The sequence below is a fragment of the Streptomyces sp. NPDC001380 genome (assembly GCF_042895785.1).
Lineage (GTDB): Bacteria > Actinomycetota > Actinomycetes > Streptomycetales > Streptomycetaceae > Peterkaempfera.
This window is the reverse complement of the sequence record NZ_JBIAWP010000001.1, coordinates 282124-305090: the sequence shown is the minus strand read 5'-3', so window position 1 is coordinate 305090 and position 22967 is coordinate 282124. Positions and strand designations below refer to the sequence as shown.

Here is a 22967-nt window from a genome sequence, read left to right as displayed (position 1 = left end):
GCCGCGCACCCGCCGCGCACCCGCCGCGCACCCGCCGTGCATGCGCCCTGCACCCGCCGCGCACCCGCCGGCCATCCGGACATCCGGGCCCGATGCCGATGCCGGTGCCGGGCGTGGAGGCCGGGCGGTGCATCCGGGAGTGCGGGCCGCCGGCGCCCCGCTCACGGGGCGGGGGAGCGGCCCGGGCCGGGGTCCGGTGGGAAGAGGCCGAGCAGGTCCACCGCGCGCGCCCGTGCCGTGTCGTAGGCCCGGCAGCGGTCCAGGGCGATCCCCAGCAGCTCGGCCGTGGCGACCAGCAGCGGTTCGTCCTGCGGGCCGAAGGCGTGCGGCCGCTCGAACGAGAGCAGGCAGGCGGCCGCCCGGCTGGCCGCCGGCACCGGCAGCGGAAGCGCGGCCCACGACCGGCGCCGGAGCCCCGGGAGGACCGCCGTGAGGTGCGGGTACCGCTCCGCCAGGTCCTGCGGGGACGGGACGAAGACGGGGAGCCGCAGGCGCAGCGCGTCGCACAGCGGGAGGCGCGACTCCAGCGGCAGGCCCGCGGTGGCCGCCATGTCCTCGGCGGTGTGGCCGACCGAGGTGATCACCTGAAGGCTGCCGCCGTCGTCCTCGGCCAGGACGATCGCGTCCGCACCCAGCAGTTGGAGCGACCGGCACGCCGCCGCGGCCAGCTCCTCCGTGCCCGCGGCCGAGGCCGCCTCGGCGGCCAGGGCGAGGATGTGCTCCTGACGCCGCAGCTGCTGCCGCAGCCGGGCCGCCTGCCGCCCGGCCGCCTCGAACTCGGCGGTCACGTCCGTGACGCGGCCGCGCACCACCCCGGGGGAGCCGTCGGCCCCGGCGACGCAGGAGGCCTCCGCCCGCAGCTGGCCGAAACCGCCCTCCCGCCGGACGCGGTAGACCAGCTCCCAGCTGCCCGGCCTCCCCCGTACCCGGTCGAGCGCCAGGGCCATCCGCCGCTCCTCCCCGGGCGGCAGCAGCCGCAGCAGCAGCCCCAGGGGGACACGGGACCGCCGGTCCAGCCCGTCCAGCCCGTGCAGGCGGGCGAAGCCGTCGTCGCAGCGGACGGTCCCTGTGGCGAGGTCGAGGGTGAACTCCCCGCACTCCACGGCGCGCAGCCGCAGCGGGTCCCACCCCTCGGGCGCCCGCCACGACCGGGGCACCGGCCAGGACCGGGGGACCGGTGCGGAGCCCGGGGCCGCGACCGGCCCCCGGCTCCGGCCGGGCCCGTGGGGCCGCGTGCGGGCGGCCCGCCGTCCGCACGTGCCCACCAGGGCGGCCGCCCGGGCCAGGAAGCGCTGCTCGCGGCCGTTCCAGCGGTGGGGGCCGGGGCGCAGGCAGACCAGCACCCCGCCACCCGCCGGGAGCGCCGCCCAGGCCGCTGAGCCGGAGGCGGCCGGCAGCGGGAAGGGCCTCCGCAGCCCGGACCCGAACAGCGCGGCTCCCTCCGCCGCGGCACGGAAGGCCGGCCACCGGGACTCCGGCAGCGGTCCGGGCTCCGGGGACCACTCCGGGGGCAGGCCCGCGGCCGCGTCCGGCAGGAGCCGTCGTCCGCCCGGTTCGTCGAGGAGCATCAGGGACCAGCCGACCCGCCCGAGGGGGCCGGACACGGCCAGCAGCGCCTCGAGGACGTCATGCGGCCCGTCGGCCCGGAGCAGCAGCTGATGCAGTCCGTCGAGGGCTGCTGCGCCCGCGGAGCGGACCGGGATTCCTGCGGTCATCTGTGCGACTGCCTTCTCATCGCGTATCCACTCGCCCCGTGCACACACGTCCTGCGCGCAGATTCTAGGGCGGGACGGAGGTTCTTATCCGTTATCCGTGAAAGACGGCGGCCCTGCCTGGAAAAGATTACGAAAAGCCTTTCCAGTGCGCATTTTCTGGCTCTTGCCGATGAGTATCGACCTCGCGGTGTCGCTCTCCGACCGGATCGGTTCGCGGCCTGCCGCGGCCCCGCTCCGGCCGGGCGGTGACAGAACGGCTACCGGCGGGTAGCGTCTCCCGTGCCGTCCGGCGGCCGACGGCCGGCGGGCGCCCCGCCGGACCCGTGGAGGAGCCGAACCGTGAGCGAACCGGACAGCGACGCCGAGGCGTTCTTCGAGCGGGTGGCCGAGGACCGCTTCCGGCCCACCCTCCTCACCCGGGGCCCCTGGAGTCCGCACACCCAGCACGCGGGACCGCCCGCGGCGCTCCTCGGCCGCGCCGTCCAGGACCGCCCCGGCGCCCGGGAGGACATGCGGCTGGCGCGCGTCACCTTCGACATCCTGCGCCCGGTGTCGATCCGCCCCCTCACGGTGGAGACCCGGCTGCTGCGCCAGGGCCGCGGCACCGAACTGGTGGAGGCGTCCCTGCGTCCCGACGGGGAGGCGGAGGTGATGCGGGCGACGGCCCTGCGCATCCGCACCGAGCCGGGGGCCCATCCGGCGGTGGCGCCCGGCCCCGCCCTCCCCGGGCCCGGGGAGGCCGAGCCGGAGCCCTTCTACCCGGTCCCGTGGGAGACCGGCTACCACACGGCCGTGGAGTGCCGGTTCGCCGCGGGCTCCTTCCTCGGCCGCGGGCCCGCGACCTGCTGGATGCGGATGAGGGTGCCCCTGGTCGCGGGGGAGAAGACCTCCCCGCTGGAGCGGGTGCTGGTGGCGGCGGACTCCGGCAACGGCGTCAGCAACGTGCTTGACTTCGCCTCCCACGTCTTCGTCAACCCCGACCTGACGGTCCACCTGCACCGCCACCCGGTCGGCGAGTGGGTCTGCCTCGACGCGCGCACGGGCGTCGACGACGCCGGGCTCGGCATGGCCGAGGCCGCGCTCCACGACGAGCGGGGACCGATCGGGCGCAGCGTGCAGAGCCTGTTCGTCACGCGTCGCTGAACCGCGGCCCGCCCGGGGCGCCGGGCGGACCGCGGTCCAATGGCGCCGGACCGCCGGGCGCGGCCGGGCCGCCCGGCGGTCCGGCGGGGTCGGAGCGCCTCGCGGAGAGGCTCTCAGAGGGTCTTGACGAGGCCGCCGTCGATGGTGACGTCGGTGCCGGTGATGTTGGCGGTGCGGTCGCTGGCGAGCATGAGGACGAGGTCGGCGACCTCGTCGGGGCGGGTGAAGCGGCCGGTCGCGAAGCCGCCCGCGCCCTCGATGATCTGCTCCCGCGCGGTGTCGGGGTCCACGCCCGTGGCGGCCGCGACCTGCTGGGCGAGGCCGCCCTCGCCCACCCACATGTCGGTGGAGACCGGGCCGGGGGCGACGGTGTTGACGCGGACGCCCCGCGGTCCGACCTCCTTGGACAGGGCCTTGGAGAAGTTGGTCAGGGCGGCCTTGGACGCGGTGTAGTCGATGATCCCCGGGTCGGGCAGGAAGGCGTTGACCGAGCTGACGGTGACGATCGCGCCGCGCGAGGCCAGCAGGGAGGGCAGCGCGGCGCGGCAGGCGCGCACCGCGCTCATCAGGTTGGCGTTGAGGGTGGTCAGCCAGTCCTCGTCGGTGACCGAGAGGAAGCCGCCCAGGCGGGGATGGAGGACGCCCATGTTGTTGACGAGGACGTCGACGCCGCCGAAGCGCTCGACGGCGGTGGCGACGAGCCGCTCCACGCCCTCGGCGGTGGCCAGGTCGCCCGCCACCGGGACCAGCCCGTGGGAGGCGGCGAGCTCCTCCAGACCGGGGCCGGGGCTGCGGGCGCCGGCGACCACGTGGGCGCCCTCGGCGGCGAAGGCGCGGGCGACGGCGAGGCCGATGCCGCGGCTGGCGCCCGTGACGACGACGGTCTTGCCCTTGAGGTGCAGGTCCATGGCCGCTTCTTTCTGGATTGATTGATACACAATAAGGATAGGCGCAGTCGGTCCGAACGGCCACCGGGGCGCACGGGTCCCGGGCCGGTCCGGTTGGGTCCCGGACCCGCGGGCCGTCTCAGTCCAGGGTGGTCAGGGCGGCCTCGACGGCGCCGTCGAAGAAGGCGCGGTCGGCGCGGGCCTTGCCCATGACGCGCATGCCCTGGATGAAGGTGGTGAGGAAGCGGGCGAGGGCGACGGGGTCCTTGTCCGGGGCGAGCTCGCCGCGGGCGCGGGCGCGCTCCAGGGCGCCGGCGAGGGTGGACTCCACCAGGCGCATGGTGGCGGCGACGCGGTCGGCGGTGGCCGGGTCGGAGGCCCGTTCGGTGGCGGCGTTGACCATCAGGCAGCCGCGTTCGGGGTCGCACAGGTCGGCCTCGGCCATGGCGGTGAGCGCCGCCCGCAGGGCGGGGCGGACCTCCTCGGCCGACTCCAGGTGGGCGATGAGCGCGCCGGCGTTGCGGGAGCAGTAGCGCTCCAGCGCCAGCGCGTACAGCTTCTCCTTGGAGCCGAACGCCGCGTACAGGCTGCCGCTGCCGATGCCCAGCTCCGCGATCAGGTCCTGCATCGAGGTCGCCGCGTAGCCGCGGCGCCAGAACAGGTCCATCGCGCGCTCGACCGCCTGGTCGGTGTCGAACTCCCGGGTGCGTGCCATGGCCTCACCGTAGCCGTTCTGGAATGAACAAGCAAATATAACCCGGGGCGGGACGTCCCCTGCCCGCGGGCCCGCCGCCGCGGCCGGACCCCGGCGCCGGCCTCAGCCCCGGGGGTGGTCGCCGGTCGCGCCGTCCGCCAGCTCGCGCAGGACGTCCATGTGGCCCGCGTGCCGCGCGGTCTCCGTCGCCATGTGGACGAGGACGAAGCGCAGCGACACCGCGTCGCCGAACCAGGCCGTGCCGACGGCGTCGAGGTCCAGCTCCGCGATCGTCCGGTCCGCCGCGGCCCGGGCGCGGGCGTAGAACGCCACGACGTCCGCCGTCGACTCGTGCGGCTCCACGCGCAGGTCGGACTCCTCGTCGGCGTCCAGGTCGAAGGGCAGCGGCCCGGTCTCCCGGCCGAAGGCCTCGCAGAACCAGCCGAGCTCGGCGCCCGCCAGGTGCTTGACCAGGCCCAGCAGGTTCGTCCCCGACGGGGTCATCGGCCGCCGCAGCCGCTCGTCGTCCAGGCCCTCGATCGTCCACAGCACCGCGTCGCGGTGCCGGTCGAGCGCCCGGTGCAGGATCTCCTTCTCGCCGCCGGTCAGCGGCCTCCCCTTCGTCATGCGCGGACCCTGGCAGCCGGATCCGACCCGGCCCGCAGCCCTCTCCCCGGCCCCCCGTGCGGCCCGCCCTGCGGCTCCGCCCTCCGCGTCCGGCGCGCCCTGCGCCGCGGCCTCAGCGGCCGCCCCGCAGGCGCTCCAGGTCGCGCCGCTCGCGCTTGGTGGGCCGCCCCGCGCCGCGGTCGCGGACGCCGGCCGCCGCGGTCTCCTCGCGGGCGGGCGGCGGCGGGCTGTTGTCGACGTAGCACTCGGCGGCGACCGGCGCCCCCACCCGCTTGCGCACCAGCCGCGAGACCACCACGACCCGCTCCCGGCCCTCCTGGCGCAGCCGCACGACGTCCCCCGGCCGCACCGCGTGGGCCGGCTTCACCCGGTCGCCGTTGACCTGGACGTGCCCGGCCCGGCACGCCGCGGCGGCCAGCGCGCGCGTCTTGACCAGCCGCACGGACCAGATCCAGCTGTCGACCCGCACGGGCCCCTCGTCCGTAGCCATGCCCTCGACCCTAGCCAATCGCCGCGGCGGGCGGCGGCCCCCGGGCGGCCCCTCCGCCTCCCCCCACCTCCCGGGGGACCCGCACCGCGGCCGCGACGCCGGACCCCTGCTCACCCGTCCCCGCCGAGCCGGCCCGGCCGGCCGCCGCGCGGGCCGGCCCGCGGCGCGGTCCCGCCGCCGCGCCGGGGTGCGGACCGCCCCGGCGTGCGGCCACCCGCCCCGGGGGCGCGCCCGGGGACCGCCGCGAGCTGCGCCTCGGCGCTGTCCAGCAGCATCTCCAGCGCCGCCGGGTAGGCGCTGCGGTTCATCCGCTCGACCAGCAGGTGGGCGGTGGCGGCGATGTGCGGGTGGGACTCGGCGGGCAGCCGCGCGTACGTCGCCCGCCACACCTCCTCGTCGGCCCGCCGCGCGGCGTCGGGCAGTGCCAGCGACGCCGCGTCCAGGGCCGCGAAGGCGAGGCTCTGGTCGATGAACGCCTGGTAGATCCGCACGGCGGAGGCGTCCGGGAAGCCCGCCGTGCGCAGCAGCCCGAGGACCGCCTCGTCCGCGGCGACCTCGTGGCTCCGGCCGGTGACGCGGCTCGCCGTCAGCACCGCCGCCTGCGGGTGGGCCAGGTAGGCGGAGTGGATGCGCAGCCCCAGCTCCCGCAGGTCGGCGCGCCAGGCGCCCGAGGGCTCCCAGCCCCGCAGCGCCCGCCCCACCAGCTCGTCGCCGATCGCCAGGGTCAGCTCGTCGATGCCGCGGAAGTACCGGTACAGCGTGCTCGGGTCGGCGCCCAGCGCCGTGCCCAGCCGCCGCACGGTCAGGCCGCCGCTGCCGTGCTCGCGCAGCATCCGCAGGGCCGTCTCCACGATGAGCGCGTGCGAGAGCACCCCGCCCTGCTTCGTCGGGCGGCGCCGCCGCCGGTCCGACTCCGGCACCACCTGCTTGGCCACGGTCGCCCCCTCCGCTCCCGGTCCCCGGACCGGCCCGCACCCGCGGCGGGCCCGCGCCCACCTTATGCCAACGCCATTGACGTTCGAGGACGGTGTGGCGTTCCCTCTCCGTCGGAGGCCGCCGCGCCTCGTCGGAAGACCCCGGAACGGAGATGCCCCATGCGTGTACTGCTCGTCGGAGCCGGGGGCGTCGGGACCGCGATCACCCGGATCGCGGCCCGCCGCCCCTTCCTCGGCCACATGGTCGTCGCCGACCGCGACCCCGCCCGCGCCGAGGCCGCCGTCGCCGCCCTCGGCGACGAGGGGAGGCGGTTCACCGCCGCGGCCGTCGACGCCTCGGACCGGGCGGCGGTCGCCGCCCTCCTCGCGGAGCACCGCTGCGACGTGCTGCTGAACGCCGCCGATCCCCGGTTCGTCATGCCGCTCTTCGACGCCGCCCTGGGGACCGGGGCGCACTACCTCGACATGGCGATGTCGCTCTCGCACCCGCACCCCGAGCGCCCGTACGAGGAGTGCGGCGTCAAGCTCGGCGACGACCAGTTCGCGCGGGCCGCCGAGTGGGAGGCGGCCGGCCGGCTCGCCCTGGTCGGCATGGGCGTGGAGCCCGGCCTGTCCGACGTCTTCGCCCGCCACGCCGCGGACGAGCTCTTCGACGAGATCGAGGAGGTCGGCGTCCGCGACGGGGCGGACCTCACCGTCGAGGGCCACGACTTCGCCCCGTCCTTCAGCATCTGGACCACCATCGAGGAGTGCCTCAACCCGCCCGTGGTCTACGAGGCCGGCCGGGGCTTCTTCACCACCGAGCCCTTCAGCGAGCCGGAGGTCTTCGACTTCCCCGAGGGCATCGGCCCGGTCGAGTGCGTCAACGTCGAGCACGAGGAGGTGCTGCTCGTGCCCCGCGCGGTCGACGCGCGGCGGGTCACCTTCAAGTACGGGCTCGGCGAGGACTTCATCGCCACCCTCAAGGTCCTCCACCGCCTCGGCCTGGACCGCACCGAGCCCGTCACCGTCCCCGGCCCGGACGGCCCGGTCCGCGTCTCCCCGCGCGACGTGGTCGCCGCCTGCCTGCCCGACCCGGCGGCGCTCGGCGAGCGCATGCACGGGAAGACCTGCGCCGGGACCTGGGTGAAGGGCACCCGCGACGGCCGGCCGCGCGAGGTCTACCTCTACCACGTGGTCGACAACCAGTGGTCGATGAAGGAGTACGGCTGCCAGGCCGTGGTGTGGCAGACCGCCGTCAACCCCGTCGTCGCCTTGGAGCTGCTGGCGACCGGCGCGTGGAGCGGCGCCGGCGTGCTCGGCCCCGAGTCCTTCCCGGCCCGGCCCTTCCTGGACCTGCTCACCGCCTACGGCTCCCCGTGGGGCATGCGCGAGCAGTAGGCCGCCCCCGTCCGCCCGCCGCACCCCGGCGGGCGGACCACCCGCGCGGGGCGGCGGTCCGGCGGTCTCCGGCGCCCGGCCCGCCGGCCCCCGCCCGGTGGGCCTGCCCCCGCCCGGTGGGCCTGGCGGCTCCTCCGCCGGGGTGCGCCCCCGGTCCGGGCCCGCCCCGCGTCACCGGGCCGGCCGCTCCCCGCCGCCGTCCCCGCCCGCGCCGCCCTTCCCGCCCGTGCCGGCGTCCCCGCCCGCACCGCCGCCCCGGCCGTCCCCGTCGTCCCCGCCCTCGGGGCGGTCGCGCCGGCCCGGGGCGGCGGACACCTCGTCCACGGCCACCTCGTGCCCCGCGTCGCAGCACACGTGGACCTGCACGGGCGCCCCGCAGCCGTGATGGGTGAGGCGGACCGGGGGCCCCTCGGGCCCCGAGAGGTGGCGGTCGCCCCACCGCATGAAGGCCAGCGCCACCGGGAGGAGGTCCCGGCCCCGCTCGGTCAGGACGTACTCCTGGCGGGTGCGCCGCCCCGGCTCCCGGTACGGGTGCCGTTCGAGGAGGCCCGCGGCGACCAGCTCCCGCAGGCGGGACGCGGTCACGGCCTCGGTGATGCCGACGCGCCGGGCGAAGTCGTCGAACCGGCGCGTGCCGTAGAAGGCCTCACGCATCAGCAGGAGGGCGGAGCGGCTGCCGACCGCCTGGACGGCCCGGTCGAGGGAGCAGCGGTCCGCGGTCCACGCGTCCCGGTCGGCGAGGGCGCCCTTCAGGCGCATGGCATCGGTCTCCATGGCCCCACGGTATCTCCGGCCCTTTCTGGCTTGTGGCAGGCATGGCCAGCATCTAGCCTTCTGGCTATGAGAATCCATAGCCAGGCAGGGCTCACCCGCTGGATCCTCCCGGTGCTCTCCACGGCCGCCTTCATGGCCGGCCTCGACCTGTTCATCGTCAACGTGGCCTTCGACGACATCGGCCGCGAGTTCGGCAGCGGGTCCCTCTCCGACCTCAGCTGGGTCCTCAACGCCTACGCGATCCTCTACGCGGCCCTGCTGGTGCCCCTCGGCCGCCTCGCCGACCGCTTCGGCCAGAAGGCCGGGTTCCTCGCCGGGCTCGCGCTGTTCACCCTCGGCAGCGCGGCCTGCGCCGCCGCGGGCGGACTGTGGACCCTGGTCGCCTTCCGCGGGGTGCAGGCCGTGGGCGCCGCGGCGCTCACCCCGACCAGCCTGGGCCTGCTGCTCGTCGCGGTCCCGGTCGAGCGCCGCAGCCGCGCGGTCCGCATCTGGGCGGCCGCCGGCGGCCTCGCCGCCGCCGCGGGACCGGTCGCCGGCGGCCTGCTGGTCGAGGCGTCCTGGCGCTGGGTCTTCCTCGTCAACGTGCCGATCGGCCTCGCCGCCCTCGCCGCCGCGGCCCTCACCGTCCCCGGCACCCGGCACGACCGGGTCGCCCCGCTGCCCGACCTCGCCGGCGCCGGCCTCCTCCTGGCCGCCGTGGGCGCGCTCTCCCTCGGACTGGTCAAGGCCCCCGACTGGGGCTGGGGCAGCCCCGCCGTCCTGGCCTGCTGGGCGGCGGCCGCCGCCGGTCTGGCGGTGTTCCGCCGCCGCTGCCTGCGCCATCCGGTACCGGTGATCGAGACCGACCTGCTGCGGGTGCCGGCCTTCGCCTGGTCCAATGCCACCGCGCTCGCCTTCACCGCCGCGTTCGCGGCCGGCCTGCTCGCCACCATCCTCTGGATGCAGCAGGTGTGGCACTACTCCGCGCTGCGCACCGGGCTGGCCGTCGCCCCCGGTCCGCTCATGGTGCCCCTGCTCGCCGCACTCGCCCAGCGCGTGGCCCACCGGATCCCGGCCGGCCGGATCGCCGCGGCCGGATCGGCCCTCTTCGCCGCCGGCACCGTCGTCCTCCTCCTCAGCCTCGGGGCCCGTCCTCACTACGCCGCCGACGCGCTCCCCGGCTGGCTCCTGACCGGTGCGGGGGTCGGCCTCGCCCTGCCGACCATCCTGTCCTCCGCGACGGCCGCGCTGCCCGCGGACCGGGCGGCCACCGGCAGCGCCGTCGTGAACATGAGCCGCCAGGGGGGGCCGTCCTCGGCGTGAGCGTCCTGGTGGCCCTCGTCGGCGGCCCGCGCGGGTACGCGGCGGTGCACGCCGCCTTCGTCCACGCCTGGTGGACCGTGGCGGCCGTCTCCCTCGCCGCCGTGCTCCTCGCCCTGCGGATGAGCCCGCGCACCCCCGCACCGGCCGGGCCGGCCGCGTCCACCGCCTCCGCCCCGCCCGCCGGGTCCACCGCCTCCGCCGCCTCCCCCTGGTCCGCCGCGTCCGCCGACGGCGCTTCCGGAGCCGCCCGACCCGTACCCGTCCCGCCCCGCCCGTGACGCCCCCGCCCCCACCCGCCGCCGCCGAGCCGCCCGGCGACCAGCCGCGCGGTCCGCTCGGCGCAGGGGAGCGGCCCGTGGTGGACGGCGGTCGGTGAGGCGTGCCGGAGCCGTTCCCCGAGCAGCACGGCCCGGCGGCGGCCCGCGGCGGTCAGGGAGCCGTCGGGCGCCGCCTCGCCGTGCCGGGTCGGGCAGAGGTGCCGGGCGGCTGTTCCCGTCATCCGTGAGGGCTCCCGTCGATGTCCGCGTGCGTGGTCCGCGGGCGTGGTCCGCGACCGCGCCCGCCGCTCCGGGGGGACGCCGCCGCCCCGGCCCGGGTCCCCGGGCGCCGCACGCCCCTCCGGCGGCGGACCGCCGCCGGTCCGGCAGGATGGCGGCCATGCGCACACTGATCATCGGCGGCACCCGCTTCGTCGGACGGGCCCTCACCGAGGCCGCCCTGGCCGCAGGCCACGACGTGACCCTGCTGCACCGCGGCCGTACCGGCCCCGGCCTGTTCCCCGAGGCCGAGCACCTGCTCGCGGACCGCGACGGCGACCTGTCGGTCCTGGCCGGCCGCTCCTGGGACGCCACCGTCGACGTCACCGCCTACCGCCCGGCCCAGGTGCGCGCCCTGGCGGCGGCGCTGCCCGCCGCCCGCGCGGGCCGGTACGTGCTCGTCTCCAGCACCGCCGTCTACGACGCCCCCGCCGCGCCGGGCTTCACCGAGGACTCCCCGCTGCGGGCGCTCGCCCCCGGTGCCTCCCGGGAGACGGTCGACAGCGGCACCTACGGCCCGCTCAAGGCCCTGTGCGAGGAGGCGGCGCGTGAGCTGTACGGACCGGAGACCCTGGTGGTCCGGCCGACGTACGTCATCGGGCCGCACGACCACACCGACCGCTTCACGCACTGGGTGCGGCGGATCGCGCGCGGCGGCGAGGTGCTGGCGCCGGGCAGGCCCGAGGACCCGGTCCAGCTCGTCGACGCCCGCGACCTGGCCGCCTGGACCGTCGCCATGGCGGAGCGGTCCGGCGGCACCTTCCACGCCGTCCACCCCGCGCCCCCGTTCACCTTCGGGGACATGCTCGGCGTGATCGCGGCCGAGGTGGCCCCGGCGGGCACCGTGCTGACCTGGGTGGGGGAGGAGTTCCTGGAGGCGGAGGGGGTGGACGACACCGCGCTGCCGCTCTGGGGCGGGGGCAGCCCGTTCGGGACCGCGGCCAACACCGCCGACCCCGCCGCCGCCCTCCGGGCCGGCTTCGCACCGCGGCCCCTCGCGCAGTCCGTGCGGGAGATCCACGGGCTCGTCCACCTCGCGCCGGAGCTGCCGGGCCGGCTGTCCGCCGGACAGGAGTCGGAGCTCCTGGAGAAGTGGGCCCGCACCCGCGGCTGAGCGCCTCCCGCCGCCGGGGCCGGCGGCCGGACGCGAGGCGCGCCGCGCGGGCGGCCCGGCGCCGGTGACCGGACCACTCCGTCCCGCACGGGCCCTTGCCGGTCCCGCGCGGACGCAGCCGTCCCCCACGGACGCAGCCGCTCCCCAGAGGTGCACCGGGCCGGCCACCGTCCCGGCGCACCCCCCGCAGGGCACGGCCGGGCCCGGCGGCCGGGCGGGCCGTGCCATGATCCTCCCGAGGCGGTCCGACGGGGCCCGGACGGGAGGCGGAAGACGGTGCTGCACCTGCCGGAGGGCCTGGCCACGCCCGCCCTCGTGGTCGACGCCGACGTGCTGGAGGCGAACGTCGCACGCATGGCCGCGGCCGCGCGGTCCGGCGGCTTCGCCCTGCGCCCGCACGCCAAGACCCACAAGTGCGCGGAGATCGCCCGCCTCCAACTGGCGTCCGGAGCAGGCGGGCTGTCGGTGGCGACGGTCGGCGAGGCCGAGGTGTTCGCCGGGGCGGGCGTGGACGACCTGTTCGTCGCCTACCCGGTGTGGGTCGACCGGGACCGGGCCCGCCGGGTCCGCGCGCTCGCCGACACGGTCGCGCTGCGGGTCGGCGTCGAGTCCGCCGAGGGCGCCCGGCGGCTCGGCGCGGCCGTCCGCGGCGCGGACCGCCCCGTCCGGGTCCTGGTCGAGGTCGACAGCGGCAACCACCGCACCGGCGTGCGGCCCGCCGACGCGGGCGCCGTCGCCGGGGCGGCGGCGGACGCGGGCCTGGACGTCGCCGGGGTGTTCACCTTCCCCGGCCACGGGTACGGCCCCGGCGCCGACGCGCGCGAGCGGGCCGCCCGCGACGAGGAGCGCGCCCTGGGCGAGGCCGCGGAGGCGCTGCGCGGCCTCGGGTTCGACGTCCGCACGGTCAGCGGCGGCTCGACGCCCACCGCGGGGCGCTGGCGGCCCGGCCCGGTGGGCGAGCTGCGGCCCGGCGTGTACGTCTTCAACGACGCCACCCAGCTCGCCATCGGCACCTGTGCCGAGGACGAGGTCGCCCTGGCCGCGGCGGCCACCGTGGTCGCCGTCCCGGCCCCGGACCGCTTCGTCCTGGACGCCGGGAGCAAGGTCCTCGGCTCGGACCGCTCCCCGTGGGCCCCCGGCCACGGGCACCTGCCGCGCTTCCCCGGCGCGGTGGTCGACGGGCTCTGGGAGCACCACGCGGTCGTCCGCCTGCCGGAGGGCGCGCCCGGCCCGCGGCTCGGCGAGGTGCTCGCCGTCGTCCCCAACCACGTCTGCACGCCGGTGAACCTCGCCGACGAGCTGCTCGTCGCCCGCGGCGGCGCGGTGGTGGACCGCTGGCGGGTCGCCGCGCGCGGGGCCAACACCTGACGGGCTGTCACCAGGTCCTCCGCCGAAGGAAACCCGGTGGCACGGCCGCACCGCCCCGGGCGACGATGGCCCCATGGAGGAGCCGAGGCGCCGCATCCGCGCCCAGTACACCCCGTCCACGGTGACCGTCTACCAGGCGTACGCGCCGGACATCGGCCTGCCCGCGGCCCGCGACGGGCGCTTCCCGCCCGCCTGGAAGCGGGACCGCATGACCTGGGTCAAGCCGTCGTTCCTCTGGATGATGCACCGCTCCGGCTGGGGCGCCAAGGACGGCCAGCAGACCGTCCTCGCCGTCGAGATCACCCGGGAGGGGTTCGCCTGGGCCCTGGAGCGCGCCTGCCTCTCCCACCACGACCCGGACGTGCACCCCGACCGCGAGGCGTGGCGGCGCGCGCTGGCGCAGGCCCCGGCCCGCGTCCAGTGGGACCCCGAACGCGACCTGCACCTGCGGCCGCTGCCCCACCGCTCGCTGCAGCTGGGGCTGACGGGCGAGGCCGCCCGCCGGTACGCCGACGCCTGGACGGTCGGCATCACCGACGTCACGCCGCTCGCCCACGAGGTCCGTGCGCTGGTGCGCGCGGGCCGGACGGACGAGGCGGCCCGGCTGCTGCCCGCCGAGCGCCCCTACCCGGTCGGGCGCGGCGCCCTGGCGCACCTCGTCCCCTGACCCGGCCGCGCCGGCCGGTCCCGCCGAAAACCGGTTGCCCCGGCACCCGCGCCGCCCGCAGGATGCGCCCATGACCGCGACCACCGCCCCCCTGCCGCCGACCGCCGCCGCCCGACCGGTGGCCGGCCGACAGCAGCAGGCCGCCGTCCCGGGGAGGCCCGACCCCGCGCGGCGGTGACCGCGGCCCTGGTCGCGGGGGCCCTCGCCGGGTACGGCATCGCCGTCCCGGTGGGCGCCGTCGCGACGTACCTGCTCTCGCTGTCCGCCCGCACCTCCCTGCGCACCGGGGCCGCCGCGGCCCTGGGCGTGGCGACGGCCGACGGCCTCTACGCACTGCTCGCGGCGGCCGGCGGCTCCGCGCTCGCCGGGCTCCTCGCCCCGATAACAGGCACGCTGCGCCTGGCCTCGGCGGCGGTGCTCCTCGCACTCGCGCTCCGCGGCACCGTCGCGGCCGTCCGCGCCCACCGCGCGGGCCGCGGCCGGGACCCGGCCGGCGAGGCGCCCGTCGGCCCCGGCCGCGCCTATGCGGGGTTCCTCGGCCTCACGCTGCTGAACCCCACCACCGTCGTCTACTTCACGGCGCTGGTGCTGGGCAGCCGGACCGCCTCCGCCGCCCCGGACCGCGCGGAGCAGGCGGCCTTCGTCCTCGGCGCCTTCGCCGCGTCGGCGAGCTGGCAGCTCCTCCTCGCCGGCGGCGGGGCGCTCCTCGGCCGGGTTCTGGCCGGCCCCCGCGGCCGGCTCGCCACCGCCCTGGCCTCCGGCGCCCTCGTCACCGTGCTCGCGGTCCGCCTGCTGCTCCCGTCCTCCTGAGGGGGCCGGAGACGGGGGCCTGTCCCGAGGCCCCGTCAGCCCTGGGGCAGCGCCTGGGCGGACCAGATGGTCTTGCTGCTGGCGGAGTAGCGGGCCCCCCACTGGTCGGCGAGCTGGGAGACGATGAACAGCCCCCGCCCGCCCTCGTCGACGGTGCGGGCGTGCTTCAGGTGCGGGGCGCTGAACCCGGCGTCGCTGACCTCGCAGGTCAGGGCCTGGTCCAGGATGAGGCGCAGGCGCAGCGGCGGGGTGCCGTACCGCACGGCGTTGCCGACGAGCTCGCTCACGATCACCTGCGTGGAGTAGGAGGTGTCCTCGTCGACCCCCCAGGCGGCGAGGCGGCGGCGGGTCTCGGCCCGTGCCGCGCCCGCCGCCTCGGGCCCCTCGGGGAGGGCGAAGTCGGCGATGCGGTCCGCGGGGAAGGCCCGGGTGCGGGCGAGCAGCACGAGGTCGTCGCCGGTGTGCGCGGTGCCGTCCGCGTGCACGGTGCCGGACTGGGTGGCGCCGGTGTGGGCGTAGGCGATCTCGTCGCACAGGACCGGCAGGGGCCGGCGGCCCGACCGCTCCAGCACCTGCCGCAGGGCGCCGGAGCCGGAGAGCGCGCCGGCGAGGGACGGGGTGCACAGCACCAGGGTGCTGTCCTCGGCCAGCTCGACGACGGCGGCCGGGAACGGCTCGTTGTCGCCGCCCGCCAGCGGCGGCCCCTCCGGGACGTCCAGGAGCCCGACCGTCCCGTCGGGGCGGACGACGGCGGGCGGCGGGTGCCCGGCCCGGGCGATCGTGCAGCGCAGGGTGAGGGGGTCGTACACCGCGATGACGCAGCCGGCGGTCAGCGCCTCCTGGTGCAGGGGGTCGCCGGGCGGCAGGGCGACGCGCTCCTCCGCCAGGCGGGCTGCGGCGTCGCTCAGCCGGGCCATGAGCTCGTCGGGCTCCAGGTCGAGCGCCGCGAGGGAGTGGATGACGGTGCGCAGCTGGCCCATGGTGGTGGCGGCCTGGATGCCCCCGCCCGCGACGTCGCCGACCACCAGGGCGGTACGGGCGCCGGGCAGCGCGATGGCGTCGAACCAGGCGCCGCCGCCCTCCGGGCCGGACAGGTGCAGCGGGGCGATGTCCACGGCGGTCCGCACGGAGGGCCGCTGCGGCAGCAGGCGCCGCTGGACCGTGGCGGCGATGGTCCGCTCGCGGGTGTACCGGCGGGCGTTGTCGACGCAGAGGGCGGTGTGCGCGCACAGCTCCACGGCCAGCGCCACGTCGTCCTCGTCGAAGGGCGGGGACTCCGCGCAGCGGTAGAGGCTCACCACGCCCAGCCCCGCCCCGCGCAGGGCCAGCGGCGCCGCGATCATCGAGTGGGCGCGGGACCGCCGGATGGCGTCCGCCCGGGCGGGGTCCGCGCCCAGCCAGGGGCTGTCCGGGGACAGGGGGACCAGGCGCGGCCGCAGGTCGGCGAGGACCCGGGCGAAGGGCGTGCCGTACGGGAGGCGGCGCACGTCGCCCACCGGATAGGCCGAGACGAAGCCGCGGAAGGCGGCCCGGCGCAGCGGCACGTCCCGGTCCAGCGGGACGAGCGGGGGCTCCTCGCCGCGCACCACCTCGTCCACCACCTCCACCACCGCGATGTCGGCGAAGGAGGACGCCACGACGTCCACGAACTCCCGGCAGGTGGCGACCACGTCCAGCGTGCGCCCCACGCCCTCCCGGACCGAGGACAGGACCCGCATCCGCGCCCGCCCGGCCTCCCGGTCGGTGACGTCGACGACCGCCGCCACCAGCCCCCGCGCGCCCCCCGGGTGCTCCTGGACCCGGAAGGTCGAGACGGAGTACACGCGCTCGCCCCGGTCCGGGCCGGGGCGGGCCCGGACCAGGCGGTCCACCGAGGGGACGCCCGTCTCCAGCATGCGGCGTGCCGCGGCCTCCTCCCCGGCCGGGTCCACCAGCCCGTACGCCTCGGTGAGGTGCCGGCCCACGAACTCCTCGACCGTCCTGCCCCGCATGGCCCGGGTGGCCTTGTTCACCCGCACCACGCGGAGCCGGTCGTCGAGGACGTGCAGCCCCACCGGCGACCGGGTGAACAGGGCCTTCAGGACCGCCGCCCCCAGGGCGTCCGGGCCTGCGGGGCCGGCCTGCCGGACCGCCCAGAGCACCGAGCCTCCCCGGATCAGCGGCCGCACGCGCAGTTCGCCCACCGGATGCCCCTGCGGGAGCCGCGGTCCGTCCCCGCCGGGGTCCCCGGCCCCCGGGACGAGGCAGCTCACGGGACGCCCGACCACCTCGGCCGCAGCCAGGCCGAACAGCTCCTCGGCCCGGTGGCCCCACTCCGCCACCAGGCCCCTGCCGTCCACCACCATCAGCACGTCGTCGTCCGCCACCGGGCCCCTACCTCCGCCGTCCGCCTGCCCTGCCCGGTGCGGGCCAGCCCCGACTGCCGGGCAACTCCTCCCAACGGCCCAGTGTGCGTCCGGGGGCGCCTCCCCGGCGTCCGCCCCCCGGGGCGGTGCGGCCGGGGAGGGGCCGGGCGGCCGGCGGGCCGACGGGCGCCCGGTCACACCCGCTCGTCCCGGGCCTGCTCGCCCTGCCGCACCCCGGGGGCCGCACGCGCCGGACGCCGCAGCAGGCCGCCCGGGGCGGCCAGCGCCAGCACCAGCAGCAGGCCCTCGACCACCAGGCTCGCCACGCCCAGCGGCTCGCCCCAGTTGCCCACGTCGTCGTGGTAGTCCGGCAGCCCGGGCCCGCGGGAGAGCACGTACCCGAGGATCGGCCCCAGGGCGACGCCGGCGGCGAGCAGCCACCCCGTGCGGACGGCCCCCGCCAGGAGCAGCACCGCCGCCAGCACCGCGGCGATCTCCAGCGCGTGGTACCCGACGCCGATGTAGGAGGGGTCCTTGGACCCGGGGATCCCGCCTTGGTCCACCACGTGGACCGCGGCCACCGCCAGGCAGAGCACGGCGCCCGGCAGCCTGGTCCCCAGGGGGGACGTGCGGGGTGTTCGGTGGGGGGTCACCATGGCTGCTCCTCGGACGGCGGGGGTGCTCCGGACGCTGCACACCGGTGGAACCGGCGCCTGCCCGGTCACAGGGGTTGATGCGGCCCTGCGCGGAAAAAAGGGCAAAAGTGGAGTAAAAGCCCTGGCCTTCCCGGTCGTGCGGCGGGTGCCGGACGGCCCGCAGCGGGCAGGCGGCCACGGGAGAGGGGCCGACGGGGCCCCGCCCCGGAGGAGGACCCCATGGCGGAGACCGCCACCACCGCGACCACAGCGAACCCCGGCACCGGACTGCTGGCCGTCTACCTCAACGACCACCTCACCGGCTCCGCCGCCGGGGTGGAGCTGGCCCGCCGGATGGCCCGGGTGCACGCCGGGACGGCCGTCGGCCCGGACCTGGCGCGGCTCGCGGCCGAGATCGAGGAGGACCAGGGGGCGCTCACCGACCTCATGCGGGCCCTCGGCGTCCCGGTGCGGCGCCACCGGATCCTGCTGGGCCTGGCGGGGGAGAGGGCCGGCCGCCTCAAGCCGAACGGCCGCATCGTCCGCCGCTCGCCGCTCAGCACCGTCACCGAGCTGGAGGCCATGCGCCTGGGCGTGCTCGGCAAGCTCCAGTGCTGGCGCGTCCTGCGCCACCGGGCGGAGCGGGACCCGCGCGTCCCGGCCGCCCGGCTGGACACCCTCCAGGAGCGGGCCGAGCAGCAGGCGGGCCTGCTGGAGGACCTGCGCCTGCGGGCCGCCGACCGGCTCCTCACGGCGGGCTGAGACGCCGCGCCGCGGCCCCGGGCGGGCCGCCCGCCGCCGGCCCCCCGGGGAGGCCCGCCCGGGGCCGGCGGCGGGGGGCGGCACGGGTGGGCGGAGCGCCGGTGGGTCGCCTAGATTGTGGGGAGCGGACCTCGCCGCTGGGCAGCGGACGGGCAGGTGAGGGTGTGACGTCAGCGGAGACCGACTACGCGGCGCTGTTCGCCGCCACGCCGAGCCCGTACCTGGTGCTGGGGCCCGACCTGGTCATCACCGACGTCAACGACGCGTATGAGGAGGCCACCGGGTACGGCCGCGCCGACCTGCTGGGCCGGTACGTCTTCGACGCCCTCCCCGAGAACCCGGTGCAGCCGTACACCGGCGGCGCGGCGGCCCTCAAGGCCTCCCTGGACCGGGTCCTCTCCTCCCGGTGCCGCGACACCATGGCCGTCCAGCGCTACGACATCCCCGCGTGCGGCCGCCCGGGGGTCTTCGAGGAGCGGTGGTGGAGCATGGTGAACACGCCGGTCCTGGCCCCCGACGGCTCGGTGGCCCGGGTCATCCACCGCGCCGAGGACGTGACCGCGTTCATGAGCTCCCGCCGCCGGAGGAGCGGGCCGCCGCCGCGGCCCGGGCCCGGCGGCGCTCCGGAACCCGGCCCCGAACCCGGCCGGCGCCTCGGCCCCGGCGCCGGCGGGCAGGCCGACCCCACGGAGTGGGAGCAGGTCATGGAGGCCGAGCTCTACGTCCGCGCCCGCGAGCTGCAGCGGCTCAACGAGCAGCTGCGGAAGGCCCACGCCCGGGAGCGCGAGGTCGCCCTCGTCCTGCAGAACTCGATGCTGCACGCGCCCGACCTGGGCCGCCACCCCGACGTGGCGGTGCGCTACCTGCCGGCCGTCGGGTCGCTGAACGTGTGCGGCGACTGGTACGACCTCGCCGACCTGCCCGGCGACCGCACCGCGGTCGCCGTCGGTGACGTCGTCGGCCACGGCCTGGAGGCCGCCAGCGTCATGGGCATGCTCCGCAGCGCGCTCAGCGCCGCGATCCGGGCCGTCCCCGGACCGGCCCAGGCGCTGGAGGTCCTCGGCCTGTACGCGCGGTCCGTCGAGGGTGCGCTCGCCGCCACCGCCGTGCAGGCCGTCATCGACACCAAGACCCGCATCGTCATCTACAGCAGCGCCGGCCACCCGCCGCCCGTGCTCCTGCACCCCGACGGCTCCCACGAGCTGCTCGACGTCGCCACCGACCCCCCGCTCGGGGCCAGGCCCGAGCACGTCCCCCGCCCCCAGGCCAGCCGGCCCTACCGCCCCGGCGACACGCTCGTCCTCTACACCGACGGGCTCATCGAGCGGCGGGACGAGGACATCGACGTGGGGCTGCGCCGCCTGACCGACGCGCTCGCGTCCTGCGGCCGCATGGGGGCGCAGCAGCTCGCGGACACCCTCCTGGCCCGTCTCGGGGTCGGCGGCGGCGGCGCGGACGACATCGCCCTCCTCGCCGTCCGCCTCTGATCCCGGCCTCCGGTCCCGGCCACGCGGCCCGGCCACACCGTCCGGTCACGCGGTCCTGGCAGGGACGGCCCGGTCGGGGACGGCCCGGTCGGGGACGGTCCGGTCGGGGACGGTCCGGTACGGGAACGGGCAGGCCGCGCCGTGGCCCCCGCCGGGTGGTCCGGCCCCGGGGTCCGGCCCCGGCCCGGACCGGCCCCGGCCCGGACCCCGCGGCAGGCGTCGGCGGCTCAGCCGACGGTGGTGACGACGACCTCGCGGTCCGCCAGGAGCGGGACGATGCGCTCCACGGCGATCTCGCGGAAGTGCGCGCTGGTCCGGTGCGCCTCCAGGGCGTCCCGGTCGGCGTACCGCTCCACGAGGACGATGTCGCCGTCCGCGTCGCCGTCCGGCCGGTACGCCCGGTAGCCGAGGCAGCCGGGCTCGGCCAGCGAGGCCCCGACCAGGCCGGGCAGCGCCGCGTCCACCTGCGCGCGGCCCTCGGGGGAGGGGGTCCAGCGGGCGATCACGACGACCTCGCCGGGGCGGGCGCCGGCCAGCGGCCAGGGGGAGGTGCTGTCGCTCATCGGGTGTCTCCTGCTCGTGCGGGTGCGGGTGCTGGTGTGTGCGGTCGGTGGTGCGGGTGCGGGGCGGCGGGGGCCGGAGCGGATCCGGCCCCCGCCCTGCGGGTGCCCGGCGCCGTCCGGGTCAGGCCTCGGCGGACCGGTCGAGGACCTCGGCCAGCGCCTCGCCGACGCCGGTGGCGGAGGCCGGGTTCTGGCCGGTGACCAGGCGGCCGTCGACGACGACGTGGGCCGCGAAGTTCTCGGCGGCGCTGTGCTCGGCGCCCAGCTCCTCCAGGCGGGTCTGCAGGTGGAAGGGGACGACGTCGGTCAGGCCCACCGCGGCCTCCTCGGCGTTGGTGAAGGCGGCCAGCCTGCGGCCGGCGACCAGGGGGGAGCCGTCGGACAGGGTGATGCCGACCAGGCCGGCCGGGCCGTGGCAGACGGCCGCGACGGCGCCGCCGGCCTCCCAGACGTCCCGGGCGATGCCCGCGAGGGCCGTGCTGCCGGGGAAGTCCCACATGGTGCCGTGGCCGCCGACGTAGAGGACCGCGTCGTAGTCGGCGGGGTCGACGTCCTCCGGCCGACGGGTGGCGGCCAGCTGCGCGGAGATCCGCGGGTCGTCGAGGAAGGCCTGCTGGACCGGGTCGGAGGTGTCCACGCCGTCCATCGGCGGGCGGCCGCCGCGGACGGACACCAGGTCGACCTCGTGGCCGGCCTCGGTGAGGACCTTCCACGGGTGGGCGGCCTCGGAGAGGTAGAAGCCGGTGGTGCGGCCGGTGTCGCCGAGGCGGTCGTGGCTGGTGAGGGCGAGCAGGACCTTGCGGGTGCGGGGCATGTCGTTCTCCTGGGTCCGCGGGGGACCGGTGGGTCGTGCGGGGGAGGGGTGCGGGCCTCCGCGGACCGGTCGGGGGCCGCGGGGCCCGGCCGGGGGCCGCGGCCCCCGGCGCTCCCTCACCGTAGGCCCGCCCGCCCATCGACGACCAATGGGAAGTCCCGCACCGAGCCATAGGAGGACCGATGGCTCCGGTCCGCCCCGGCGGTGCGCCTCCGCGGCGCGGCCTCACCCCGCCGACCCGCCGTCGGCCGGGTCCACCATCCCCAGCCGGTCCGCGGCGCGCAGCGCGAGCCAGACCTCGGTGAGCGCCGCCGTGGAGGACAGGTCGCGGCCGGTCAGCTCGGCGAACCGCCGCAGCCGGTAGGCGAGCGTGTTGGGGTGCACGTGCAGGACCGCCGCCGCCTCCTCCGTGCGGCGGTCGCGCTCCAGCCAGGTCCGCGCCGACACCAGCAGGCGGGTGCCGTGCGCCGCGTCGTACCGCAGCGCCGCCCCGAGGACGTGGTCGGCCAGCGCGCCCAGCGCCTGCGGGTCGCCCGGCAGCCAGCGGCCGGTGGCGTCGTCGCCGTAGTGGACCAGCGGCCGGCCCGACTCCGCGGAGCGGGAGGCCGCCCACAGCGCCTCCCGCTCCGCGATGCGCACGGGCTCCCCGGGCGTGAACGGGCGGCTCATGCCCGCGACCGCGCCGGGCAGCGCGGCGAGGGCCGGGGCGGCCCCGGGGGCGGAGAGCACGTACCGGTCCTCCCCGCGCCGCAGGACCAGGTGCGGGTGCTCGTCCAGCGCGCGGCCGAGCGCCTCGTCCGGCACGCCCCGGACGACCGACAGCGCCACCGGCCCGTCCTCCGGCAGGCCCAGCCGGGCCAGCCGCCGCCGGGCGGTGGCCGCGTCCAGGGCGTCCTGGAGCAGTTCGGCCAGCGTCTCGGCGCCCTCGCGGCGCAGCGTCTCGCGCTCGTGCCGGACCATGGCCAGCTTCAGCGCCGCGACGGCGGCCAGGTGCTGGACGACGGCCAGTCCGGCGGGCCGTGCGCCCTGCCGCTCGAAGGCGACCAGGTATCCGGCGGGCCCGCCCGGCGCGGGCACGGGCAGCACGAAGCCGCCGGGCACGCTCGGCGGCGCGTCGGCCTGCGTCGGCAGCACGGACAGGTCCGGGGGCGCGGGCGCGCCCGGCAGCAGCGGACGGCCCTGCGGGGTGCAGAGGAACACCTGGTACCCGCTCAGCTGCTCCAGGCGGCGGAAGAGCGCCGCCGTGTCGAGGTCCTCCTCGGCCAGCCAGCGCAGCGCCCCGAAGACCTGGAGCTGCGCGCCGAGCCGCTGCCGGGTGTCCTCGTGGACGGCGGCGGCGACCTCCTGGGCGATGGTGACGAACGGGACCGCGAGGGGCACCTCCAGCACCGGCAGCCCGCGCTCCTCGGCGGCGGCGAGGAACGCGTCGTGCAGGGGAGGGGTGCGCAGCTGCGTGCTGACCGCGAGCGCGGACACGCCCGCGTCGTCCAGCCGCTCCAGGTACGCGCGCTGCCCGGCCGCGTCCGGGGGCACGGCCATTCCCACCGTCATGATCATCTCGGCGCCGAGCAGCCACGGCGTCGGGTCCTCCAGCTCGCTGACGTGCGCCCAGGAGACCGACCGGCCCAGCCCTGCCGACCCGGCGAGCAGGCGCAGCTGCAGCGCCGGGTACGAGAGCAGGTCGCCGACGGTGACCCACTGCCGCCCGCCCCGCCGCGCCCCGTCCCGCCGGACCTCCTCCGGGGCCCGCTCCCGGCCCTCCTTCCGGGTCCGCTCCCGCCGCCGCCCGTCCTCCTTGTGTTCCGCCACAAACGGAGCCTAACTCTTCGTGCCCTGCACGATTGCCAGCCGGGAGCCCCACGGCGCAGACTCGCCCGGACCAGCGCCCCTCCCGCGCCGCCGTCCGGCGCGGGACGACC

General features: G+C 77.9%; 22 protein-coding genes and 1 pseudogene. 10 read left to right on the top strand and 13 right to left on the bottom strand.

Annotated elements, in window-relative coordinates; translation table 11 throughout:
- Positions 1-161: 161 nt before the first annotated feature.
- On the bottom strand, positions 162-1715 hold the full coding sequence (locus ACFY07_RS01365; protein ID WP_390866837.1) for a GAF domain-containing protein: 1554 nt from the start codon (positions 1713-1715) through the stop codon (positions 162-164).
- 339 nt (positions 1716-2054) lie between these two features.
- Between ACFY07_RS01365 and ACFY07_RS01360 the strand changes: the two genes are divergently transcribed.
- Entirely contained in the window at positions 2055-2858 is an 804-nt protein-coding gene (locus ACFY07_RS01360) for a thioesterase family protein (RefSeq protein ID WP_390866836.1), read from the top strand.
- Positions 2859-2971: 113 nt separating this feature from the next.
- Here ACFY07_RS01360 and ACFY07_RS01355 read toward each other — a convergent pair whose 3' ends face one another.
- From ACFY07_RS01355 to ACFY07_RS01335, 5 genes are all read right to left on the bottom strand, one after another.
- On the bottom strand, positions 2972-3766 hold the full coding sequence (locus ACFY07_RS01355; protein ID WP_390866835.1) for an oxidoreductase: 795 nt from the start codon (positions 3764-3766) through the stop codon (positions 2972-2974).
- A 118-nt stretch (positions 3767-3884) separates the two neighbouring features.
- A complete protein-coding gene (locus ACFY07_RS01350; protein ID WP_390866834.1) occupies positions 3885-4460 on the bottom strand; it encodes a TetR/AcrR family transcriptional regulator in 576 nt (191 codons plus the stop codon).
- Between the two features lie 102 nt (positions 4461-4562).
- Positions 4563-5066 (bottom strand): DinB family protein, encoded by a 504-nt coding sequence (locus ACFY07_RS01345; protein WP_390866833.1) that lies wholly within the window; start codon positions 5064-5066, stop codon positions 4563-4565.
- Between the two features lie 112 nt (positions 5067-5178).
- Entirely contained in the window at positions 5179-5556 is a 378-nt protein-coding gene (locus ACFY07_RS01340) for an RNA-binding S4 domain-containing protein (RefSeq protein ID WP_390866832.1), read from the bottom strand.
- Positions 5557-5666: 110 nt separating this feature from the next.
- Positions 5667-6491, bottom strand: coding sequence for a TetR/AcrR family transcriptional regulator (locus tag ACFY07_RS01335; RefSeq protein ID WP_390866831.1), 825 nt, complete (start codon positions 6489-6491; stop codon positions 5667-5669).
- A gap of 159 nt (positions 6492-6650) precedes the next feature.
- Between ACFY07_RS01335 and ACFY07_RS01330 the strand changes: the two genes are divergently transcribed.
- Positions 6651-7871, top strand: coding sequence for a saccharopine dehydrogenase family protein (locus tag ACFY07_RS01330; protein WP_390866830.1), 1221 nt, complete (start codon positions 6651-6653; stop codon positions 7869-7871).
- A gap of 171 nt (positions 7872-8042) precedes the next feature.
- On the opposite strand, the gene ACFY07_RS01325 is transcribed toward ACFY07_RS01330, so the two are convergent.
- On the bottom strand, positions 8043-8645 hold the full coding sequence (locus ACFY07_RS01325; RefSeq protein ID WP_390866829.1) for a winged helix-turn-helix transcriptional regulator: 603 nt from the start codon (positions 8643-8645) through the stop codon (positions 8043-8045).
- Positions 8646-8711: 66 nt separating this feature from the next.
- Here ACFY07_RS01325 and ACFY07_RS01320 point away from each other — a divergent pair, with 66 nt between their 5' ends.
- Positions 8712-9947 (top strand): MFS transporter, encoded by a 1236-nt coding sequence (locus ACFY07_RS01320; protein WP_390866827.1) that lies wholly within the window; start codon positions 8712-8714, stop codon positions 9945-9947.
- Positions 9944-10225 carry a hypothetical protein gene (locus ACFY07_RS01315; protein WP_390867068.1) on the top strand — a complete coding sequence of 94 codons (282 nt, stop codon included), beginning with the start codon at positions 9944-9946 and terminating at the stop codon, positions 10223-10225. Before ACFY07_RS01320 ends, ACFY07_RS01315 begins: the two co-directional genes overlap by 4 nt.
- A 35-nt stretch (positions 10226-10260) precedes the next feature.
- Here ACFY07_RS01315 and ACFY07_RS01310 read toward each other — a convergent pair.
- Positions 10261-10446, bottom strand: a pseudogene (locus ACFY07_RS01310) (histidine phosphatase family protein); the annotation flags it as partial.
- A 158-nt stretch (positions 10447-10604) separates the two neighbouring features.
- On the opposite strand from ACFY07_RS01310, the gene ACFY07_RS01305 reads away from it, so the two are divergent.
- The 4 genes from ACFY07_RS01305 to ACFY07_RS01290 all read left to right on the top strand — a co-directional run bounded on the left by ACFY07_RS01305 (position 10605) and on the right by ACFY07_RS01290 (position 14442).
- Positions 10605-11597 carry an NAD-dependent epimerase/dehydratase family protein gene (locus tag ACFY07_RS01305; RefSeq protein WP_390866826.1) on the top strand — a complete coding sequence of 331 codons (993 nt, stop codon included), beginning with the start codon at positions 10605-10607 and terminating at the stop codon, positions 11595-11597.
- A gap of 276 nt (positions 11598-11873) precedes the next feature.
- A complete protein-coding gene (locus tag ACFY07_RS01300; RefSeq protein ID WP_390866824.1) occupies positions 11874-12965 on the top strand; it encodes an alanine racemase in 1092 nt (363 codons plus the stop codon).
- Between the two features lie 73 nt (positions 12966-13038).
- Positions 13039-13632: a DUF4291 domain-containing protein gene (locus tag ACFY07_RS01295; RefSeq protein ID WP_390866823.1), complete on the top strand. Its 594-nt coding sequence runs from the start codon at positions 13039-13041 to the stop codon at positions 13630-13632.
- A 174-nt stretch (positions 13633-13806) separates the two neighbouring features.
- A complete protein-coding gene (locus ACFY07_RS01290; protein WP_390866822.1) occupies positions 13807-14442 on the top strand; it encodes a LysE family transporter in 636 nt (211 codons plus the stop codon).
- Between the two features lie 35 nt (positions 14443-14477).
- On the opposite strand, the gene ACFY07_RS01285 is transcribed toward ACFY07_RS01290, so the two are convergent.
- Both ACFY07_RS01285 and ACFY07_RS01280 read right to left on the bottom strand, forming a co-directional pair.
- Entirely contained in the window at positions 14478-16808 is a 2331-nt protein-coding gene (locus tag ACFY07_RS01285) for a SpoIIE family protein phosphatase (RefSeq protein WP_390866821.1), read from the bottom strand.
- Between the two features lie 173 nt (positions 16809-16981).
- Complete coding sequence (locus ACFY07_RS01280) at positions 16982-17443, bottom strand: hypothetical protein (protein ID WP_390866820.1); 462 nt, start codon at positions 17441-17443, stop codon at positions 16982-16984.
- Positions 17444-17662: 219 nt separating this feature from the next.
- On the opposite strand from ACFY07_RS01280, the gene ACFY07_RS01275 reads away from it, so the two are divergent.
- Together ACFY07_RS01275 and ACFY07_RS01270 are read left to right on the top strand one after the other, a co-directional pair.
- Positions 17663-18184: a hypothetical protein gene (locus tag ACFY07_RS01275; RefSeq protein WP_390866819.1), complete on the top strand. Its 522-nt coding sequence runs from the start codon at positions 17663-17665 to the stop codon at positions 18182-18184.
- A gap of 164 nt (positions 18185-18348) precedes the next feature.
- Positions 18349-19671, top strand: coding sequence for a SpoIIE family protein phosphatase (locus ACFY07_RS01270; RefSeq protein ID WP_390866818.1), 1323 nt, complete (start codon positions 18349-18351; stop codon positions 19669-19671).
- 227 nt (positions 19672-19898) lie between these two features.
- On the opposite strand, the gene ACFY07_RS01265 is transcribed toward ACFY07_RS01270, so the two are convergent.
- From ACFY07_RS01265 to ACFY07_RS01255, 3 genes are all read right to left on the bottom strand, one after another.
- Positions 19899-20234, bottom strand: coding sequence for a putative quinol monooxygenase (locus ACFY07_RS01265; RefSeq protein ID WP_390866817.1), 336 nt, complete (start codon positions 20232-20234; stop codon positions 19899-19901).
- Between the two features lie 121 nt (positions 20235-20355).
- Complete coding sequence (locus ACFY07_RS01260) at positions 20356-21048, bottom strand: type 1 glutamine amidotransferase domain-containing protein (protein WP_390866816.1); 693 nt, start codon at positions 21046-21048, stop codon at positions 20356-20358.
- A gap of 225 nt (positions 21049-21273) precedes the next feature.
- Positions 21274-22857: a PucR family transcriptional regulator gene (locus ACFY07_RS01255; protein WP_390866815.1), complete on the bottom strand. Its 1584-nt coding sequence runs from the start codon at positions 22855-22857 to the stop codon at positions 21274-21276.
- Between the last annotated feature and the right edge of the window lie 110 nt (positions 22858-22967).

Coding starts and splice junctions, on each gene's coding strand:
- ACFY07_RS01365 (WP_390866837.1), bottom strand. CDS start 1,715: ATGACCGCAGGAATCCCGGTCCGCTCCGCGGGCGCAGCAGCCCTCGAC.
- ACFY07_RS01355 (WP_390866835.1), bottom strand. CDS start 3,766: ATGGACCTGCACCTCAAGGGCAAGACCGTCGTCGTCACGGGCGCCAGC.
- ACFY07_RS01350 (WP_390866834.1), bottom strand. CDS start 4,460: ATGGCACGCACCCGGGAGTTCGACACCGACCAGGCGGTCGAGCGCGCG.
- ACFY07_RS01345 (WP_390866833.1), bottom strand. CDS start 5,066: ATGACGAAGGGGAGGCCGCTGACCGGCGGCGAGAAGGAGATCCTGCAC.
- ACFY07_RS01340 (WP_390866832.1), bottom strand. CDS start 5,556: ATGGCTACGGACGAGGGGCCCGTGCGGGTCGACAGCTGGATCTGGTCC.
- ACFY07_RS01330 (WP_390866830.1), top strand. CDS start 6,651: ATGCGTGTACTGCTCGTCGGAGCCGGGGGCGTCGGGACCGCGATCACC.
- ACFY07_RS01325 (WP_390866829.1), bottom strand. CDS start 8,645: ATGGAGACCGATGCCATGCGCCTGAAGGGCGCCCTCGCCGACCGGGAC.
- ACFY07_RS01320 (WP_390866827.1), top strand. CDS start 8,712: ATGAGAATCCATAGCCAGGCAGGGCTCACCCGCTGGATCCTCCCGGTG.
- ACFY07_RS01305 (WP_390866826.1), top strand. CDS start 10,605: ATGCGCACACTGATCATCGGCGGCACCCGCTTCGTCGGACGGGCCCTC.
- ACFY07_RS01295 (WP_390866823.1), top strand. CDS start 13,039: ATGGAGGAGCCGAGGCGCCGCATCCGCGCCCAGTACACCCCGTCCACG.
- ACFY07_RS01280 (WP_390866820.1), bottom strand. CDS start 17,443: ATGGTGACCCCCCACCGAACACCCCGCACGTCCCCCCTGGGGACCAGG.
- ACFY07_RS01275 (WP_390866819.1), top strand. CDS start 17,663: ATGGCGGAGACCGCCACCACCGCGACCACAGCGAACCCCGGCACCGGA.
- ACFY07_RS01265 (WP_390866817.1), bottom strand. CDS start 20,234: ATGAGCGACAGCACCTCCCCCTGGCCGCTGGCCGGCGCCCGCCCCGGC.
- ACFY07_RS01260 (WP_390866816.1), bottom strand. CDS start 21,048: ATGCCCCGCACCCGCAAGGTCCTGCTCGCCCTCACCAGCCACGACCGC.